This window comes from Alteromonas sp. B31-7, from assembly GCF_015767655.1.
In the GTDB taxonomy this organism is placed as follows: domain Bacteria; phylum Pseudomonadota; class Gammaproteobacteria; order Enterobacterales; family Alteromonadaceae; genus Alteromonas; species Alteromonas australica.
Map to the genome: position 1 here is coordinate 3,167,023 of NZ_CP065233.1, position 17,763 is coordinate 3,184,785.

The window sequence follows — 17,763 nt, forward strand, 5'->3', positions numbered from 1 at the left end:
CCTCCTTAAGTAAAATGCCGACTCCTACCACAGGAGGTAAAAGTCAGCTTGGGTCCTGCAATGAGCCGTTTGGTTAATGCAGGAACGTTAGTCAAGCTGGATACCATGTCGTCTTAATAGCCACATGATGGAATCACGAAGCACATCAGGATCGACAACCGCAGCCATTGAGCAAACACGAAAGCAAAATGGCGCTATTTCGTCATTTTGAATCCACGACAACACATCCTTGCGCAACCGAGTGCTGACACGACCGTCCAGCAATACTCGGATCGCATCCAATAGAATGCCTTCGCGTAACTGCCAGATTTCCGTGTCAGACCAAGTGACTGGGGCATCATCAAACTCAAATAGAAATTCGAGCTGTGATGATGTGTGTTGATGGGACTGCTTTTGTGATGTAGGAGAATGGGCAATGCGCCCATTCATTAAAGATAACCGCGTTCGGCAAGCGAAACGCAGCCCTCGGATGCGACCACAACATGGTCAAGCGTTCGAATATCAACAAGTGACAAGGCGTCACGGAGTCGATGAGTTATGCGTTTATCAGCTTCACTGGGCTCAGGATCACCCGATGGATGGTTATGAACCAGTATCACTGCTGCCGCATTAAGCTCTAGCGCACGCTTTGTTACTTCCCTTGGATACACGCTCGCCGCATCTAAAGTGCCTTTGAACAGCTCTTCAAATCGAATAACGCGATGCTTTGTATCAAGAAACAGCACGCCAAAGACTTCGTGCTCATACTCGTGCATCAGTGTTTGCAGGTATGAGAACGCCGATGATGGCTGTTCAATTTTGCGACCTTTACTCAATCGACCACGGGCAAGCTTGAGCGCCATATCTAAAATATCCGCTTCAGTCACTTGCTCAGGAACGATGTAAGTACCGGCTTCTTCGCCAGCTAAGAACTTTTTGTTTTTCATAGGAGTCTCCACAAAAAAAAGCGGAGACGAACCCATGCCCTGAAGGGGACGGAATCGTCCCCGCAGGGTGGTATAATTGATGTGGTTACTGAATTAACAGTTGTTGTGTTACTTCGAATAACTCACGCTTTAGATCTTTGACGTCATTAATCACAATGCTTTGAGGAAAGAATTTCTCAACACTGCGTGTTTGAATCCCGATCCCCAGCAGCTCAAAGCCACTGCGTCTGCACCGGTCAACAATGTCATGCGTGGCAGCCCAATCATCTGGGTCACCATCCGTTAGCACTATCATTAGCTTTCGCTTCTGTTTTTGCGCTAACAAACTGTTTGCCGCAAACCACATTGCTTGTGCCATAGGCGTACAACCTCGTGGTTTTTGGTCAAAACAGGCGGCCCGATGTCGAACCGATTGCTTGGGCAATAACGCGATAGAAACTTCCTGATGAATACCAGGAAAATAACTGACCGCAGGTACAACACCCGGTATGCCTTCCAGTGCCATGGCCAAAGCCAAAGCGGCTTCATTGGCAACATGAAAGTACTTTCGATTACCTTCGCCAATGGGTTTACCCATTGAACCCGATATATCGACCAGCAAGTGCACAGCAGCATTAGGCGCAATGCGAGGTTGCCTTTGAATAAACAATCTCGACTCACCTGCTTGTGAAGCGGCAAGACGATGGGTTGCAACTCGAAGACCGTGCCGTTTGGCATGATTCCGATTGTCCTGACTGGACTGAACCATGCCCCTAAGTCGGGCTCGAATTTGAGCGGACTCAGACGCCGATAAGGTCAAGATGGCCTCATCACCCAACATAGCGTGCTCTGCTTGGGGCAAACTGAGTGGAGTGACACCCTGATGTCCTTCAGCTTGTTCCGACAACACTTCTGCCACTTGGGCAAAGGTATCGGGTTCAAACTGAGCAGCACTGGCCTCTAAGGCTTGTCGCAAATTGTCAGCTTGATCAGAGTGATCTGAATCCCCCGTTTCAGCAGCATCCCCCATTGCAGACGAGTCTGCTTCCGGGGTTTGACTGTCACTACTGTTATTGCTGTAATTACTCGCATCTTGTCCAATGTCATCACCGCCATCAGCATCCGACTCATCCTGTGGTGGACGAGATTCTTCTTCCAACATGGAAACGATGGCATCGACAAGTTTTAGCACTTCACCTGTAGACACTAGGCTAGGCACTGCTGTCAGCATGGCGCTTAACCGGCTCATCGCTGCGGCAGGAAAGAGTTGTCTCACTCTTTCATCGACTGCTTGATACAAAGGCGTCAGCGCTTTCTGGCCCAGAAAATGGCATCTCAAACGGAACAACAACCATGCTTGCAAGTTAGATGCAGGCTCAAGCTGTTCAGGTACACACATTTGCTGTGTGTCCACCATGTACTCAATCACTTGCGAAATACTGCGCCGGGTTCCGGGGTAATCCTTTGCCAATTCGTTTTCAATGCGAACATCCTCAATGATATTGAGAAGTGCCTTTCGGATCGGCTTGGACGACGCCTTCTGCACCATTTCAAAATTAGTATGCCGAATATGCGCCGCTTCATGAGCCAGATAACCCCAAGCTATCTGTTGATAGTGTGGGTCGTCTGGGTTTGCTGTTGGGATCACAATCCGCTCACCATCGGTAAACGCATCTTGTCCTTGAATAAGCACCTTCACACCAAACTTTTCGCCATAAGCGGCGGCAACGATTGGCAGTGCGTTTTTTAATGGATGATTCATGGGAGTCTCCTAATCATTAGGGGGAATACTCCCTCAGCGGGAGCGTTTCCCCGCTGGGAATGTGGATGTTTAAACCTGTGCTTTTAGCTTATCCAGGTCGTATTTTTGACCTAACCAAGCCACCAATTGAGCTGGACTCTCGTGCTGTTCAAATGACGTTTTAAGCTGGTCTAAACTCAGGATGTCATCCAATGTCAGACCGTACTGGTCCTGTAACTGAGTAGACACCTCGTGTTGATATTGCAGCCAGTCCCGCTCAAAAGCGGCTTGCTGCAATGCCATGTTTGGAACAAATACCATGGCTGATAACCAAACACCTTGTGCGTCCGCATCTGCGATCAGCACAGGGTTCTTAGGGATCACGACACTATGTGTTGAGTACGACCGTTGTACTAACGCTCGACAACACGCCACTTCTGGTATCGATTCACTTTCAACCGCATCAGTCACACCACGAAAATGCGGTTCAAACTGGTTCAGTTGGCTGGGGTTATGGATGGTTGATTGCATAATTTCCTCTTACATAGTTCAGAGGACATGCGCCCTTCAGGGCAACATGCCCTCAAGGACGTTAGAAATAAAATGAGTTTGGTACAGTCGAACCAAGGTTTGGTCTGACGGTTGGTTGTGGTATTGCACGTAAGTTATCTGCCTGAGTAGATACTGGCTGTGCGGGTTTAGGTTCAGGTTTGGGCATCAGTTGTCTGATATCCAATTGACCTTCACCGTGCATTCTCATCTTGTCTGGATCAGACAAAATTAAAATGGTCGCCATCAGTTCGTGATAGAGATTGTCTGTCACAGGGCCGGTCTTCGGCAGACGAACAAATAAATTGTCCATCGCTTCAACCATCGGCTGAACTCGATGATCCAGGAATGACAAACCATCCAACTTGTCTCTTAATCGCTTGAGAGGATTAAGGGCTCGCTGGCTGATTTGATTCTTACCTGCAACGGAACGCTCAAACAGTTCATTGGCATCACGAGCCACCTCCCTAAAGAGGGTGTGTCCCATGCCATTGACCTTGTCATCTAAGCCACCACCTTGTTCAGCCGGTTGCATTCGATAGATGGCATAATCGAACTGAAGCCGTTGTTCCACGTCTTCGATGGGTGACAGCGCACGCCGGATTGCATCTGCAAATTCCGGGTGTTTTGCAACCCAGTCAAACGTCACCTGATCATAGTTGTCCAAGAACAACTGCTTGCACTGCGCAAACTCCTGACCGATCCGGTCAAGCTCTGGAACAATCTGATCAATTCGGTCCTCAGGGACGGCATAGCCACCTAAAAACCGCACACCGACTTGCTCACACAAGCGCTGCGCTTCTTTCTTAAGCCTTTCAAAGTTCGCCAATGCCTCAGGGTCGCAAATTTTTTTACTCCCTAAGCTGGCAACATCCTTCGGTGGAAGTTGGCTACCATTGGCTAATCTGAAATCTTCAGGCCTTAGTTTTTTTCTACCGCTCCAGATGGAACAGTCGATGTGACAAATCAAAAGTTTGTCGAGGGTTTGAATACTCATAGTGCATCCTCATGCGAGATGGGGACGCACCACTCCCAACAGGAGCAATGGCCCCCATTTGGGTGGTAGTAGTTGACGCGCTAATGGCAACATCACTATCAGAAATAGTAATTTTGCGAATCAGGCGACGATTGGTTGAGATCGATTTTCGCAGGCATTAAGTCCAGTGCTTCAGCTATCGGGCGAACCCGCTCTAAATCACTGCCTAAAAGCCTCAATACATCTTTTTCCAACTTCAGTTGGTCAGATACTTCTATCCCATCAGGACTCGCTACTGTGAGCGAACACAGTGGTGGTAATTGACGCTTAAAGGCCAGTAACAATAACAATGGCCATGGGCCATCATCAGTGTTAACAATGCCAGCGCCTTCACCTGACACCATGCTGATTTGATTGGTACTAGGTAATCCGCTTTTGCAAAATCCTAATGACCATTCTCCAATCCTGACCCGGTTATCATCAATAACAGCCAAGCCATAGGCTTCAAGCAGCTTTGCCATATCGAACAACGCTTTTTGCGCCAGCGAGATTTGGCCATTGACGTCCTTGCGAGTACGAAACTCCCAACTGACGTTATTGGCGCACGCGACACTATCAAGCGCATTTGAGAGTTCAAATGGCCGCCCTTGATGATCAATACCGACGTGTCCAACAAATCGATAACCCTTGTTGATTTTCTCATTGATTCTTCGGTCTGCTTCTGCGTTAGGATCAGTCGAATCAATCAATCGCTGCTGCGACAATTGACCGGCTTTTCCAAACCGAACTTCAATCTCCTGGTTATCTGATCCAACATAAATGGCCCATTCTTTGGCTGTCCCATCAGAATGACTGTAACGGTAAAGAGCAAAGCACTTTTCCATCATCAATCCTCCCAGTGATCACCGAAGACATCAGCGGCAATACGGTGAATGGCTTCACGTTGCTCCAACTCAGCACGAGCCGTCAAAGACCGAACCAGTGCATACTCCACTGCGTTAGGAGCACCTTTAAAAGCAAGTGTTAACTTTGCCCAGCGCACCAAGGTCCGAGTGGACATGGTGATACTAAGCTCAGCACCGCCATCCGCGCCCCCAATAAAAAGACGACGAATGTCACCAGCCACCTTCACCATTTTTTGGCGAAAGACTTCTGGCAAGCCCGGCGCAACGTTCTCCAGAATGGCTTCCTCTACAGAAGGCTCTGCATAGGTCGCTTCGATGATTCTAAAGCGATCAAGAAAAGCCAAATTCTGTTGAAGCACACCTTGATACAAGCCCGTTTGATCACCGCTGCCCGCACTGTTGCCGGTTGCGATAAAACGAAACTTGTTATGTGGCATGATGATCTCACCGCCATTTTGTGCGATGACCAACGGGGCACCTTCCAAAATGTCATTGAGCCCAGCCAGTTCAGCAGGCTCAGCAAGATCCATTTCATTAATGATCAGCAAATGGCCATGCTTGACAGCCATTGCCAGCGGTCCATACACAAAGGTCATGTTGCCATTAACCAGCGTGTGGTGACCGATAAGATCGGACAACTCCAATCGACCGTGCGCAGTAATTTGCTGAACAGGCCAATTCAATCGAGAAGCAACTTGGCAAATTAGCGAGGTCTTACCGCATCCAGTGGGGCCTGTAATATACAAACCGTCACCGTCTGGGTTAGACAAAAACGCCAATACGTCACGTAAGTCTTCTTTTCTAAAAACATACTCGTCCTTGCGAACGGGAATGTTTGGATGGGTAGTGTCGGCACCAAATCCTTCCAGAACGAAAGCATCAGGAGCCGGGACATTAAACGCTTGATTCACTTGAACCAAAAATGGGGATTGTTCAGTCATGATAAACCTCATCAGTTTTGACGAGGCCCCATGCCCCAACAGGGAATGAAGTCCCCGTCGGGTGGTGTGTTGATTGTGGTATGGCTGTGTATGTAAGAGTTCAGCTCGCTCTATCATTCGTATCCAGCATTGGCTACGAGTGAAACTGCTTTCTGATGCACTTGGTATAAGCGCATTAGAAAGGAGCCGAAATCGGCTCCAAGTGAACGTTAAAAGTAGAATGAGCTCGGCGAGTCACCTGGCAGAACTAAGTTCTCTTGCTCAAGGCTGATTTTGATTGGTGTTTCAACGGGCTGATCTGGCTTATTGGTGCTGATGCGCAACCGCTCTTGTGGCGCTTTTCGGTAAGCGGCTAAAACCTGTTCATCCAGCTCGCCTAATTTATCGGTGGCCAATTGCTTATAGTCCACCGCACCTGCCATCATGTAGCGGCTGAGTTTGACCCCAGCATAGTCGGCATGAGCGTAGTTACCCATCATAGCGACCAATTTCGACTGAGCATCTCGCATTTCCTCTTTCAAAGATTTAATGTGGTTTTCCAGTCGGACCACTTCGGCGTGTGCTGAGCAATACTGTCGAGACAGCGATGTCCAACGGTATTGGGCTTCACCCTTGGGAACAAAACAATCTTGCTCAGGGCATTTTGGCGGTTCTTTTTTAGTTTGAACTAACTCCCAAAACTGAAGCGCCGTTTCTTGCAACTCAGTTAAGAACGCCGCGTCTCGTTGTATTTCAAACTCAATCAGTTGATCCTCAAAATAGAATACCAACCAACCACGCGTGCTATTGGCGACCAGTATTTGATGCTGTACTTGTACCCAATACAACTGGTACGCCTCGCTTTGTTCTCGGTGAGCTTGCACATCCTCAAAAACTGACTGGCAAGGACATTTCAGTTCAACGGGTTCGCCCGCATCGTTGATGCCATCAAAGCTGGCTCGAAAGATTGCGTTATGATCGGCTTCTGCACATAACGGCAGAAGAAAGTCATTATGCGCATTCTCAAATGCTCGCCTTGCTTGAGGCTCCAACCTTATACCGCGAAGCACATTTGGATTATTCGACAGGTCTTCCGGTAATACGAATCCAGTTTTTTCTGCCCATAATCGCCAAGGTGTTTTGTAGGGTGAACGCCCCATAATAATTGGGGCTTCAGATGCCGTAACCCCTGCAATGCGCCACTGGTGCCATGCAGGAGTACGTTGTGATAGGTCGATAACCTTCATATTGCCTCCTTTGAGGGGGAGACTCCCCCGAAGGAGAGAACTCCCCTTCAGGGTTAAGTGGTTACTTTGCTGCTTGTGCTAACGCTGTTTGGTGCTGAACAACACTTGCTTGAACCGAATCAATTGCCGCTTTACCGGCTTGAATCGAACCTAAGACAAGGGCAACAACCAATACCAAGCGAAAAAGTGAGGCTGATTTAGTCATGGAAGATCTCCAAAAAAAGACGAGACCTTCCCCCTGACGGGAGAATAATCCCGCCAGGGTTAGTAAAATGAATGCGTGGCGCTAAGAAGCTAAAGGCTGTGTGAGCGCTTTGGCTGCTTGTTGCTGTGCATTAAATATTTCTTGTTTCGCAAACGTCAGTTCAACACCTTGAAAATGTTCATTGGCATATTCCAATGCACTATTCCAAGCGTTTGAAGCTTCCGCCCGCTCGATAAGCTTGTAAACAAGCCCTCGGGTTCGATCATCAACTTGCTCGGGTGGAATCACCGATGGCTCAACAACGTGTGTTGCTTGGCCTTCGATAATTCGCTCTGCTTCGTCTTGATCGAAAATTCCCACAAAGCCAAACGCAATGCGGGAACACTGGATCATGGATTTATGTCTTAGCATTCGCTTAGTGTGCGTCTGCCATGGACCATCTACACGGTAAGGGCCATTTTTGCCGTTACCTTCAAAAGGTGGTCGATAGACTTCATCCAGATACTCAGTGATTTTGACTGGGTGCGAACGGTCGCGCCGATAGATGATGCATTCCATCCATTCAGGGCATTCTTTCGCGCCATCCAGTGAGACTTTGTTTTCTGAAGTCTTAAACTCCATGCCATCAAACTGGTCGTGTTGATTGATGATGCGAGACCATCCATCGACACCTACCACTGGAATAATTCCAGCTTGTTTATCAGGGAACGCAAAAATCTCTTTGGTGAAAGGGTTCAAGCCGTACTGATCTGCAACCACCAAGAGCGCCATCATCTGCTCATTGGTCGGTGCACTACCGTCACGTTGCTTGAATGCTGTTGCTTTTAGGGTATCGAACAATTTGTTTGGATCGACACTAAAGCGCTCAGCAAAGCGTTGGATTAGCTTTGGTTTTTCCATTATGGACTCCGACAATCAAAGTGGGAGTCTGCCCCTGACGGGAAAGTACTCCCGGCTGGGTTAAAGCGTTTTTGCTCGGTTAAAAATCTGGTGCAGGATAAGTTTGTGCCCAATTAGCTTGGGAGCTCGCATCATCCGCTGGTGATGGCTCAGATGCTTTGTTCACACTATCAAGAAGCAAAAACTCGTCCGCGTCCACTTCGGTCAATCGATGCTTAATACCATCTTTCTCCCATGAACGCGTGCGCTGAGGACCTTGAACAAAAAGCTTCGCGCCTTTTTGGATTAAATCTTTTGCCCTTAGCCCTAACTTAAATCCACCACGATCTCGAAAAACAACCCGATGCCATTCCGTATGCTCTTTGAGCTCATTGGATTGACGGTCGCGCCATTTCTCAGAAGTGGCCAGCGAAATGCTGGTCACCAAATCACCTGATGGATAGGCTCGCGTCTCTGGCTCAGCACCAACGTAGCCTATGAGTGTTACTTGGTTTTTCATGATGTTCTCCTCGTCTTAGTTGAACTCTGTGCACACAGTCGCTTCTACCCGGCTGGGCAAAGAAGACTGACGACGCAGATAGGTTGGTATTTCGAGTAAAGCCATGTCGTACTGATGTGGCTCTTTGTAAAACGCAGATGTCAAACGGGGCATACCAGGAGCTTTAGGCACTGCCATTGGACGACGTTTTGGTGTTGGTGTGAGCAATCGCTTGATTTGAGTAAGTACAAATCGAAACGGGCGCACGCTTTGACGAGCAAGCAATCGCAAAAGCGACCAGCTCAGTTTTGCAAGCAACATAATGCCTGCGATTTGGATAATAAATCCGAAGATATATTCCATTGGTGACTCCTTATGTTGGTTTTGAAGGAGTCACCCCCAACTGGGGAAAACTCCCCCAGCTGGGTGGTGAAAAGGCGAACCGTAAGGAACGCATGGTTGAGCATGTAAAAACATGCAGGCTATTTGTTTAAGGAGGCTAGCTACCTCTTAGTACCACTGAGAAAACTCAGCGGCGGGCTTCCTTTGAGCTCATGCTCTCAGGCGCAGATATCACTGAAACAGATCAGCAATATTTGATAGTCAGTGTAACCGTCTTATCCAGACAGGATAGTTAGAAAGATGCTCAATTCTTCCACCTAGCTGAAAGGCCATTACCTCACAGAGGATTAGTCTAGGGACTGATTATTGTCATATCAGGAGCAAACTTATGGCCCAAGCAAAACCCAATTACTCAAAACCCATCTTTGAACAATCATTCACAATTAACAGCTTACAGGCGCAACGTGTCGTTGACCGTGTTTTTAGGCGCACGGTCAGTGCGCTCTACGGAATCGATGTCATCCTACGCATCATTGGCGATGAGAACGAAATTGATGAAGTGGAACAGATCATTAGCCAGCTGATCGAGGATTGCGCTATGGCGGTAGACAACGAACAAGCTCGTTTGGACAAACTGATGGAGTCCAACGGTATCGATGAAGTACCTGACTACACCGATCCGATTACCTTCAACGCCAAAATCAGCTCGCCTCAGGTTGGCCAGTTTGTTGGCTTAGTGCGCAAACTCGATGCGTTGATGATCTCAATGGACACACTCTGGTTATCTAGCGTGCTTAGCAACAAGCAACGCGTTGATGGCAACTACGCATGGCAACAGCGCATTATCAAACTTGCACGACGCATTATTGATATCGAAATTCGAGCACGAAAATCAGCCCAAGCTAAGGGTAAAGAAGCAGAAGTTGAGCAAGCGGTGCCTTCAACCGATGACGATATCACTGAAGAGGAAACAGATAACCCCGCCAACTAGCCAACTAGGCTCCCATCAACCAGCCCCTCTCGAAGGGGCACTATATCGCTATCCATGCTATCGGTAATGAGTTCAATAAACAGTATACAATGTACGCATAATGCAGTACATTGTATTGCTTATTTATCATGGAGAAGCACAGTGTCGCGTTCCAAAGAAGAGACTTTGTCAATACGAACATCTAAAGAAATCAAGCTGTTGCTAAAAGCAGCAGCGGAAAAAGAACATCGCTCTCAAGCGTCTATGATAGAAATACTAATTTTGGATTATGCAAAATCGAATGGGCTAAGCACCATCATAGCCTCAGATAATACTAAGTAGTTACGTCTGATTATTTTAAATCGTTATTAATATGATGAAATAATTAGTATTTAATACGATAAACGACTGAGTAATTCGATTATAAATGAACATTGCAAAGGGGAATAATAGTGGCTAACGGTAAAATACTGAGACAGTTGATTAGGGCTGGAACCATTGGTGATTCCGAGGCCTTTCGGCTTGCTTCAGAAGCTGTTATTCAAGATGAGCGTCAAAAGCAACATCACCTTCTTGCAAATGATCTTGAGCAGATATTGTATGGTGAGCATTTAAGACCGCTTAAACAAAATGGACGTAACGCTTTGCCTACTCCTCCTGTAGATAAAGAGCGAGGACTACCACTTTTAGATGTTCGACAAGCTCAGCGACCAATAGAAGAAATGGTTTTACCTGAATCTAGTATCGCACCCATCGAGGAACTTCTTGAGGAACACCGCCGTGTCGATGTACTGAGAAGTTTTGGAATGAAGCCTTCTGGAAAAATTATTTTTCATGGTCCTCCAGGTTGCGGGAAAACCTTAGCAGCTGAGGTCATTGCTTTTGAGCTTGATTTACCTCTTGCAATTGTTCGTCTCGATGCGTTGGTATCTTCTTTTTTGGGTGAAACAGCCGCGAATCTTCGCAAAGTTTTTGATTTTGTTTCTGAACATTCTATGGTGGTTTTATTTGATGAATTTGACGCCATAGGCAAAGAACGTTCTGACTCAGGTGAACATGGTGAGTTACGCCGCGTCGTTAACGCAGTGCTTCAGATGATGGACGCTTATCAAGGGAAGAGTCTAATTTTAGCAGCTACAAACCATGAGCACATTTTAGACAGTGCTATCTGGCGACGCTTCGATGAAAAAATTGACTTCCCATTACCTGATGAGCTGCAAATACAACAAATTCTTTCACTCAAATTGCGTGGTGTACGTCGCCAATTTGAGTTAGATGATAAATCTATCCTCGGGATATTTTCTACAAAGAGTGGCGCTGATATTGAACGTATTGTTCGTAGAGCAGTAAAAAGGATGATCCTACGTAGTCAGGAATTTTTGACCGTTAAGGACTTGAAGCAAGCAGCTTCTCGAGAAAGTTAAAAAAGGGACTAGGAATGGCTAATTATGAACATCTTAAGATTGAAAGAGAACTGCTTGAAAATGAACGTAGAACAAGGAAAGTCAATATCCCAAAACATCCACGAGGTGATCTTCGGGGGCATGGTCAAAAATTATCTAGAGACTTAACTGAATCAATCAGATTCGCACAAAGTCAGCAAACGTCACGTCCGGGTAATTTTGTACTGAAAATTCGTTATACAGGACTTCTCGATATTACCCATCTAAACAAACATGGTATCGAGTTTGTAAGCCAAGAAGACAATCATCTGTGTGTTGTTTTTGTTGATGAAACCGGAATGACTGTGTTTGAAGATCACCTGCAACGCTTAGGTTTGGACGAGACAGAATTGACGTACAAGCAGATTCTCGAGGCCATAGAGGGAATCGATAACTGGACAAGTGATGACCGGAAAAGTTGGGCTCTAAGAAGGCATGGCTTACCAAGGTCAGAGAAGTTTCTCTTAGATGTAGAGCTTTGGCCTGTAGCTGTTGCTCATCACCCAGAGAGATTAAGCACTTGTGATGCATTTGAGCGTTGGCTAGCTCATAACGGAATACGGCGAACAGATAAAGTTAACCTTGATAGCTTAGTAATGTACCGTTTGGAGGTTAACTCTAGTCAGGCTAATCTACTGCTGAATCACTCTGATGTCAGACTTGTTGATCTCCCCCCCAAGAGCGGTATTCGCTATAGCCAACTAAATTGTGACATCAATAGAATTCCTGAAGGAATACAATCCCCTACTCATCAAGCTGCAAGAGTTTGCGTCCTTGATAGCGGAGTAAATACTAACCACCCCCTGTTGGCACCCGCAATTGCGGAAAGTGCAGACTTTATTGGTGATACAGACGGCATGGATTTGAATGGTCATGGCACTGCTGTTGCTGGTGTAGCTCTGTATGGTGACTTGGAAGCGTGTAACTCAACAAATTATTGGCACCCTGAACTTTGGATTTTCAATGGTAGAATTCTTGATGAGAATGCAGAATTTGACTCCAGTTCTATCGAAAAAACTCTCATTGAAGCTGTAACCTATTTTGTCGAAGAACACCAATGTCGGATTTTCAATTTGTCGTTAGGGAATTCCAATGCACCTTACGATAATCGTCATATTCGAGGAATTGCGTATGTCTTGGATAAATTGGCTAGGGACTTCAATATCTTATTTGTCGTTTCTGCTGGGAACTTCTCAGGCTCTATCGATCCAGATGTGCCAAGACATAGCTGGAGAGACGAGTTTCCAGAATACCTTCTAGCTGACGAAAGTATTATCATAGATCCAGCTCCGGCACTAAACGTTCTAACGGTGGGAAGCTTGGCTCGACATAATGCGACTTTCGATGCTCAACGGTATCCTGAAATTGGGCAATTGGCTCCAGCCACAGAAAATCAACCATCCCCATTTACACGTCACGGTCCCACTATTAAAGGTGCAATTAAACCCGAGCTGGTAGCTATGGGTGGAAACTTGGCTTCTCCAATAAGAACAGGCAACGAACTCAATGCAGTTATGCGAGGCATGGGGGTACTGACCTGTAATAGTCGATTCGTTGGGAACACATTGTTTAGCGAAATTAGCGGAACAAGTTTTGCGGCACCTTACATTACCCATCTTGCAGGTCGTTTATTGAATAACTACCCGAAGGCTTCTGCTAATTTGCTCAGAGCACTACTGGTTAATCATGCGAATATGCTGTCGGAGATTGAAAGCAGCTTTCCTGAAGATATGAAGAAATCTTATAGGAGCGCAAATGGACGAGATGCGTTTAGAGATATAGCTGGTTATGGTGCTGTTGATGAGGGGGAGCTTTTTAGATCTTCACAAAATGCCGTTGTCTTAATGGCTGAAGAGAAAATTGAAAACAACTCGCATCACTTTTTCGAACTGCCGCTTCCCGATGATTTTTTAAGGTCTCAGCGTGCTTCCAGAGAAATTAGAGTTACTCTGTCTTATTGTCCAGCGGTCAGGACAACTAGGATAGACTATGTGGCCACTAAAATGTCTTTTAGGTTAGTCAAAGATCAGTCGCTTGAGTCTGTTCAAAGGCATTTCAATCACAGTACTCAGGATGAAACTAAAACCAGAAATGATGATGCTACAAGTAATAGGGACATAAGTGCTGAATTAAGAGGTAAAGGTACAGTTCAATCTTCAACTTGGCGGATTAAACAGCCGAAGCCTTCTGAAAAGTGGTTTGTTGTAATTACTCGACAAGATAGAGATTGGGGTGAGGCGTTGAGTTTCGAACAAGAAGACTATGCCTTGGTTGTGACTGTCACTGATCGAGAGAATGAGGAAGCCCAGCTGTATAGCCAAATATCACAACGCATAGAGCTTAAGGCTAGAGAACGTGCACGGGCTCGAGTGTAGGGAATTCTTGTTCTGTAAAAATCACCCATGGAACGGGAAGATTTAATTTTTCGGGCCATATGTATTAGGAAAAAAGGATGAAACTGCACAGTATTCGGGTTTCAAATTTTCAGAGTTTTGGTGCTGAACCAACAGAACTGACACTGGAAAATATTACCTATCTGATTGGCCCCAACGGGTCAGGCAAGACTGCTGCACTCCAGGCTTTGTGCCGACTGTTTGCATTTGATCCATCATTACGCCGTATTCAGCGCTCAGACTTCCATGTCCCGCACGATGAACAAGAAGCGCCCGAAGAAAGGCAGTTATGGATTGAGGCGGACTTCGTGTTCCCCGAGTTGGAGGATGAAGAAGATAACTCGACCGTTGCTCCCCATTTCAGTCACATGCGCCTTGATGACCCTGACGGAATTCCTAGGGTACGATATCGCCTAAGTGCCACTATGGGCCTGGATGGGGATATTGATGAGACTTTTGTGTATGTGCTTGAAGCTGGCCCGGATGGTTCGCCTCTAAATCCTCAAACGGTTCCAAGGTCTGAACGAAATCACATACAAGTCCACTATCTGCCCGCAAGAAGAGATCCGACTGACCACATAGCATATGGAACGAACGCGCTGCTTGGCCGCTTGCTACGGGCAGTGAACTGGGAAAATGAACGGGAGGAAGTCAAAGGGTTCACCGACCAGATTAGTGAGAGTTTGGCTGCTAATCCATCGGTCAATGCTTTTAGTGCCCACCTGAAGAAAACTTGGGGCACCCTTCATAAAGGCAGCTACTTTACAGATCCCAAGATTACTTTTGTGGCATCTGAGATCGAGGCGTTGCTTCGTCATTTGTCCGTATCATTCTCGCCTGGACATGATGAACATCTTGTCGATTTTTCCAGACTCAGTGACGGCCAGAAGTCGATGCTCTATCTGTCATTGGTTCTTTCATCTCAAGCAATTGGGCGTGCTGTCCTTGCCGGTGAGGACGGCTCTTTTGACCCAGAAAAATTGCGTCCGCCAGTCTTTACTTTGATTGCCCTTGAGGAACCAGAGAACAGCCTCTCGCCTCACTATCTGGGGCGGATTGTCAGCGCTCTGAACTCCATGACGAGCAACGAGGATGCTCAGGCCCTAATCGCTACGCATGCTCCGTCAATGTTACGACGTGTCGATCCGGAACATATTCGATATCTTCGACTTACCGAAACCCGGCAATCAAGAATTACGAAAATCCAATTACCCGCTAAAACCGATGAAGCGCACAAGTTTGTACGCGAGGCTGTCCAGGCATTCCCTGAGATTTACTTCTCACGTTTGGTTGTGTTGGGTGAAGGGGATAGCGAAGAAATTGTACTACCGCGCCTTTTCCAAGCAAAGGGTGCGCCAGTTGATGAATCAGCGGTTACGATTGCTCCGCTTGGAGGTAGGCATGTCAATCATTTTTGGCGCCTGTTATCAGCACTGCAAATCCCATTTTTGACCCTTCTCGATTTAGATGTGGGCAGATATCAAGCGGGCTGGGGAAGAATAAAGTATGTAAATAACCAACTTGGCTTATATCAACCTGAAAAAGTTCTGCCAAATACTTTTTCTTTATCAGATTGGAATGATGACAAAGTACCTGTTCGTACCCACCACTTCTTTGAAAACGGCACTAAGAGTGTATTTGCAGAGCTGGAAATGCGTGGTGTGTTTTTCTCATTTCCAATGGATTTAGATTTTTCAATGCTCCTTGCTTTCCCAGATGCTTACGGTGTTCAGCAGGAAGTTCCGGATGACTCAACAATTAAAGCCGTGTTAGGCAAGAGCCATCATGACCCATCCCAATATAGCTATGACGAGTTAAATCTTTTCTCTACGTATCACAAGCTTTTTAAACTGGGCAGCAAGCCCGCTGCTCATATCGAAGCTCTCGCTCAACTAAGCGACGAGGATTTGCTGGCGAACATGCCTGAATCATTTGGACGACTCACTGATGCCGTGATCGCCAAGCTTGCGGAACTGCCCGAGTGATTGCTGTAGATGCATGGCTGCCTTCGGATGGGCTAACTCTTGAACCCAATGCACTGCGGGCTGCGAAGGAACAAGCGCGCTGTCTTGCACTGACGGCGGGGCCGGGCGCGGGCAAGACGGAAATGCTTGCACAAAGAGCTGACTTCCTCCTACGAACCGGAACCTGCCGTTATCCGAAGAGAATACTCGCTATCTCTTTCAAAGTTGACGCCAGCAAAAACTTGAAGGAGCGAATCCAGCAACGCTGTGGACAAGAATTGGCTTCCCGTTTTGATAGCTACACATTTCATGCGTTTGCAAAGCGTATTATTGATCGCTTCCGAGTAGTGCTTACTGGTAATGATGCTCTTGATCTGGATTATTCGATTGGCGAAAGAAAAGTCACAAAAAGGCAAATTACATTTCATGATCTTGTACCGCTAGCAATTCAAATTCTTAAGGCCTCCACTGTCGCAAGAAATGCCATACGCCAAACTTACAGCGATGTTTTCTTGGATGAATTCCAGGACTGCACGGATCAGCAGTATGAACTCGTGAAGGTAGCCTTCCAAGGTACGAGCATTCGTCTCACTGCTGTCGGTGATACCAAGCAGAAAATCATGGGATGGGCAGGTGCATTGGACGGAATTTTCCAAACGTTCGCTAGGGATTTTTCAGCGGTCCCATTAAACATGTACCGAAACTTTCGTTCAAAACCACGCCTGCTTCGGATGCAGAACGAGATAATTCGCGTGCTCGATCCGGCTTCCGTCATGCCAGATCACCAACTTGCTGGTGAAGAGGGAGAGGTCTTCGCGTGGCAATTCGAGAATGCCCAGGGTGAAGCTGAGTACTTGGCCGATTTGATTGCCGGGTGGATAAGAAATGAACAGGTTCCGTTATCCGAAATCGCCGTATTAGTGTCCAAACAACTAGATCTTTACGCCAATCACCTGATGGTGGCATTGGAAGTTAGGGGAATACCGTACCGGAATGAGCAGGAGATGCAGGATATTACTGTCGAACCTGCCGCAAGGCTCGTTGTTGACTATTTGTCCTGTCTCTATGGCCAGCGAGAGCCCAAAGCCTGGATTCGGCTGATGAATCAATTGATTCCCTTTGCCGATGACGAGGTGCAGTCTAGCGTCAGGCAAAATTTCCAAAGCTTCTTCAAGGAACAGCGAAAAATCATCGCCATGGCCGAGTTGTTGGATGAACCGTTTTCGGGATGGTGGGATTCTGTGTGTAGATTTTTGAAGAAAATAGGAATGGAGACTCTTGTTGCTCTCTCGCCTGACTATGAGTCACATGCCAGATTAGGTGAAGTTGTGGGAGATACCAAAGCGCGCATTGAAGAATTGCTTGAACTTACCCCCGACTTGCCTCAAGCCTTGACTCGTTTCTCTGATGATCAGGCTGTGCGTATTCTGACTATCCATAAGAGCAAAGGATTGGAGTTCGACTCAACGATAATTTTGGCCGTTGAGAACGAAATATTTTTTGGGGATCAAGATTCTAATCTGTGTGCTTTCTTTGTTGGTGTATCCCGTGCCAAGCGTCGGCTTGTTCTTACATACGCTAAACAACGCGACAGGCCCCTTAACTATGCTAAAAGATGGGATGTAATTCGAACTCCACAACAGGAATATCTTCAATATGCAGCACAGTTTATTACCGATTTAACGCACATTTAAAAAGTCATTAGCTAAACTACTCAGTTCAAAACTTGCAAAGCCATAAACCGTCCTCAAAAACGTTCTCTTTACTAAATATAATGCAACATCTAGCGCGATGTCAGCTCCAAAATATACTGGAGCTGACAAAGA

17 protein-coding genes are annotated in these 17,763 nt (G+C 46.6%); 5 read left to right on the plus strand and 12 right to left on the minus strand.

Annotated elements, in window-relative coordinates; all coding sequences use genetic code 11:
- Positions 1 to 87: 87 nt before the first annotated feature.
- The 12 genes from IUA53_RS13705 to IUA53_RS13760 form a co-directional block, all read right to left on the minus strand.
- Positions 88 to 429, minus strand: a complete 342-nt coding sequence (locus IUA53_RS13705; RefSeq protein WP_015066588.1) for a hypothetical protein — start codon at positions 427 to 429, stop codon at positions 88 to 90.
- Positions 429 to 926 (minus strand): RadC family protein, encoded by a 498-nt coding sequence (gene radC, locus IUA53_RS13710; protein ID WP_000791199.1) that lies wholly within the window; start codon positions 924 to 926, stop codon positions 429 to 431. Before radC ends, IUA53_RS13705 begins: the two co-directional genes overlap by 1 nt.
- 85 nt (positions 927 to 1,011) lie before the next feature.
- On the minus strand, positions 1,012 to 2,667 hold the full coding sequence (locus IUA53_RS13715; protein ID WP_015066587.1) for a VWA domain-containing protein: 1,656 nt from the start codon (positions 2,665 to 2,667) through the stop codon (positions 1,012 to 1,014).
- 69 nt (positions 2,668 to 2,736) lie between these two features.
- On the minus strand, positions 2,737 to 3,177 hold the full coding sequence (locus IUA53_RS13720; protein ID WP_015066586.1) for a hypothetical protein: 441 nt from the start codon (positions 3,175 to 3,177) through the stop codon (positions 2,737 to 2,739).
- 61 nt (positions 3,178 to 3,238) lie between these two features.
- Complete coding sequence (locus IUA53_RS13725) at positions 3,239 to 4,192, minus strand: DUF3150 domain-containing protein (RefSeq protein WP_015066585.1); 954 nt, start codon at positions 4,190 to 4,192, stop codon at positions 3,239 to 3,241.
- A gap of 98 nt (positions 4,193 to 4,290) precedes the next feature.
- On the minus strand, positions 4,291 to 5,055 hold the full coding sequence (locus IUA53_RS13730) for a hypothetical protein (protein WP_442855911.1): 765 nt from the start codon (positions 5,053 to 5,055) through the stop codon (positions 4,291 to 4,293).
- Between the two features lie 2 nt (positions 5,056 to 5,057).
- Positions 5,058 to 6,017 (minus strand): AAA family ATPase, encoded by a 960-nt coding sequence (locus IUA53_RS13735; protein WP_015066583.1) that lies wholly within the window; start codon positions 6,015 to 6,017, stop codon positions 5,058 to 5,060.
- Between the two features lie 209 nt (positions 6,018 to 6,226).
- A complete protein-coding gene (locus IUA53_RS13740) occupies positions 6,227 to 7,243 on the minus strand; it encodes a YqaJ viral recombinase family nuclease (protein WP_015066582.1) in 1,017 nt (338 codons plus the stop codon).
- Between the two features lie 61 nt (positions 7,244 to 7,304).
- Positions 7,305 to 7,448, minus strand: a complete 144-nt coding sequence (locus tag IUA53_RS13745; protein ID WP_015066581.1) for a hypothetical protein — start codon at positions 7,446 to 7,448, stop codon at positions 7,305 to 7,307.
- A gap of 81 nt (positions 7,449 to 7,529) precedes the next feature.
- A complete protein-coding gene (bet, locus tag IUA53_RS13750; RefSeq protein WP_000414662.1) occupies positions 7,530 to 8,348 on the minus strand; it encodes a phage recombination protein Bet in 819 nt (272 codons plus the stop codon).
- Positions 8,349 to 8,427: 79 nt separating this feature from the next.
- Entirely contained in the window at positions 8,428 to 8,847 is a 420-nt protein-coding gene (locus IUA53_RS13755; RefSeq protein ID WP_015066580.1) for a single-stranded DNA-binding protein, read from the minus strand.
- A gap of 15 nt (positions 8,848 to 8,862) precedes the next feature.
- The gene (locus IUA53_RS13760) at positions 8,863 to 9,189 is read right to left on the minus strand and encodes a hypothetical protein (RefSeq protein WP_000455722.1); all 327 of its coding nucleotides are present in this window, start codon (positions 9,187 to 9,189) and stop codon (positions 8,863 to 8,865) included.
- A 367-nt stretch (positions 9,190 to 9,556) separates the two neighbouring features.
- Here IUA53_RS13760 and IUA53_RS13765 point away from each other — a divergent pair, with 367 nt between their 5' ends.
- The 5 genes from IUA53_RS13765 (at position 9,557) to IUA53_RS13785 (ending at position 17,631) form a co-directional block, all read left to right on the plus strand.
- Positions 9,557 to 10,159 carry a hypothetical protein gene (locus IUA53_RS13765; RefSeq protein ID WP_015066579.1) on the plus strand — a complete coding sequence of 201 codons (603 nt, stop codon included), beginning with the start codon at positions 9,557 to 9,559 and terminating at the stop codon, positions 10,157 to 10,159.
- Positions 10,160 to 10,590: 431 nt separating this feature from the next.
- Entirely contained in the window at positions 10,591 to 11,562 is a 972-nt protein-coding gene (locus IUA53_RS13770) for an AAA family ATPase (protein WP_020744900.1), read from the plus strand.
- A 14-nt stretch (positions 11,563 to 11,576) separates the two neighbouring features.
- A complete protein-coding gene (locus tag IUA53_RS13775; RefSeq protein ID WP_015066576.1) occupies positions 11,577 to 13,955 on the plus strand; it encodes a S8 family peptidase in 2,379 nt (792 codons plus the stop codon).
- Positions 13,956 to 14,032: 77 nt separating this feature from the next.
- Positions 14,033 to 15,958: an ATP-dependent nuclease gene (locus tag IUA53_RS13780; RefSeq protein ID WP_015066575.1), complete on the plus strand. Its 1,926-nt coding sequence runs from the start codon at positions 14,033 to 14,035 to the stop codon at positions 15,956 to 15,958.
- Entirely contained in the window at positions 15,955 to 17,631 is a 1,677-nt protein-coding gene (locus IUA53_RS13785) for a UvrD-helicase domain-containing protein (protein ID WP_015066574.1), read from the plus strand. The genes IUA53_RS13780 and IUA53_RS13785 overlap by 4 nt, the downstream gene beginning before the upstream one ends.
- Positions 17,632 to 17,763: the final 132 nt, after the last annotated feature.

Excerpts from the sequence above, each read along its gene's own strand:
- IUA53_RS13705 (WP_015066588.1), bottom strand. The coding sequence starts at position 429 with ATGAATGGGCGCATTGCCCATTCTCCTACATCACAAAAGCAGTCCCAT.
- radC (WP_000791199.1), bottom strand. The coding sequence starts at position 926 with ATGAAAAACAAAAAGTTCTTAGCTGGCGAAGAAGCCGGTACTTACATC.
- IUA53_RS13715 (WP_015066587.1), bottom strand. The coding sequence starts at position 2,667 with ATGAATCATCCATTAAAAAACGCACTGCCAATCGTTGCCGCCGCTTAT.
- IUA53_RS13720 (WP_015066586.1), bottom strand. The coding sequence starts at position 3,177 with ATGCAATCAACCATCCATAACCCCAGCCAACTGAACCAGTTTGAACCG.
- IUA53_RS13725 (WP_015066585.1), bottom strand. The coding sequence starts at position 4,192 with ATGAGTATTCAAACCCTCGACAAACTTTTGATTTGTCACATCGACTGT.
- IUA53_RS13730 (WP_442855911.1), bottom strand. The coding sequence starts at position 5,055 with ATGGAAAAGTGCTTTGCTCTTTACCGTTACAGTCATTCTGATGGGACA.
- IUA53_RS13735 (WP_015066583.1), bottom strand. The coding sequence starts at position 6,017 with ATGACTGAACAATCCCCATTTTTGGTTCAAGTGAATCAAGCGTTTAAT.
- IUA53_RS13740 (WP_015066582.1), bottom strand. The coding sequence starts at position 7,243 with ATGAAGGTTATCGACCTATCACAACGTACTCCTGCATGGCACCAGTGG.
- IUA53_RS13745 (WP_015066581.1), bottom strand. The coding sequence starts at position 7,448 with ATGACTAAATCAGCCTCACTTTTTCGCTTGGTATTGGTTGTTGCCCTT.
- bet (WP_000414662.1), bottom strand. The coding sequence starts at position 8,348 with ATGGAAAAACCAAAGCTAATCCAACGCTTTGCTGAGCGCTTTAGTGTC.
- IUA53_RS13755 (WP_015066580.1), bottom strand. The coding sequence starts at position 8,847 with ATGAAAAACCAAGTAACACTCATAGGCTACGTTGGTGCTGAGCCAGAG.
- IUA53_RS13760 (WP_000455722.1), bottom strand. The coding sequence starts at position 9,189 with ATGGAATATATCTTCGGATTTATTATCCAAATCGCAGGCATTATGTTG.
- IUA53_RS13765 (WP_015066579.1), top strand. The coding sequence starts at position 9,557 with ATGGCCCAAGCAAAACCCAATTACTCAAAACCCATCTTTGAACAATCA.
- IUA53_RS13775 (WP_015066576.1), top strand. The coding sequence starts at position 11,577 with ATGGCTAATTATGAACATCTTAAGATTGAAAGAGAACTGCTTGAAAAT.
- IUA53_RS13780 (WP_015066575.1), top strand. The coding sequence starts at position 14,033 with ATGAAACTGCACAGTATTCGGGTTTCAAATTTTCAGAGTTTTGGTGCT.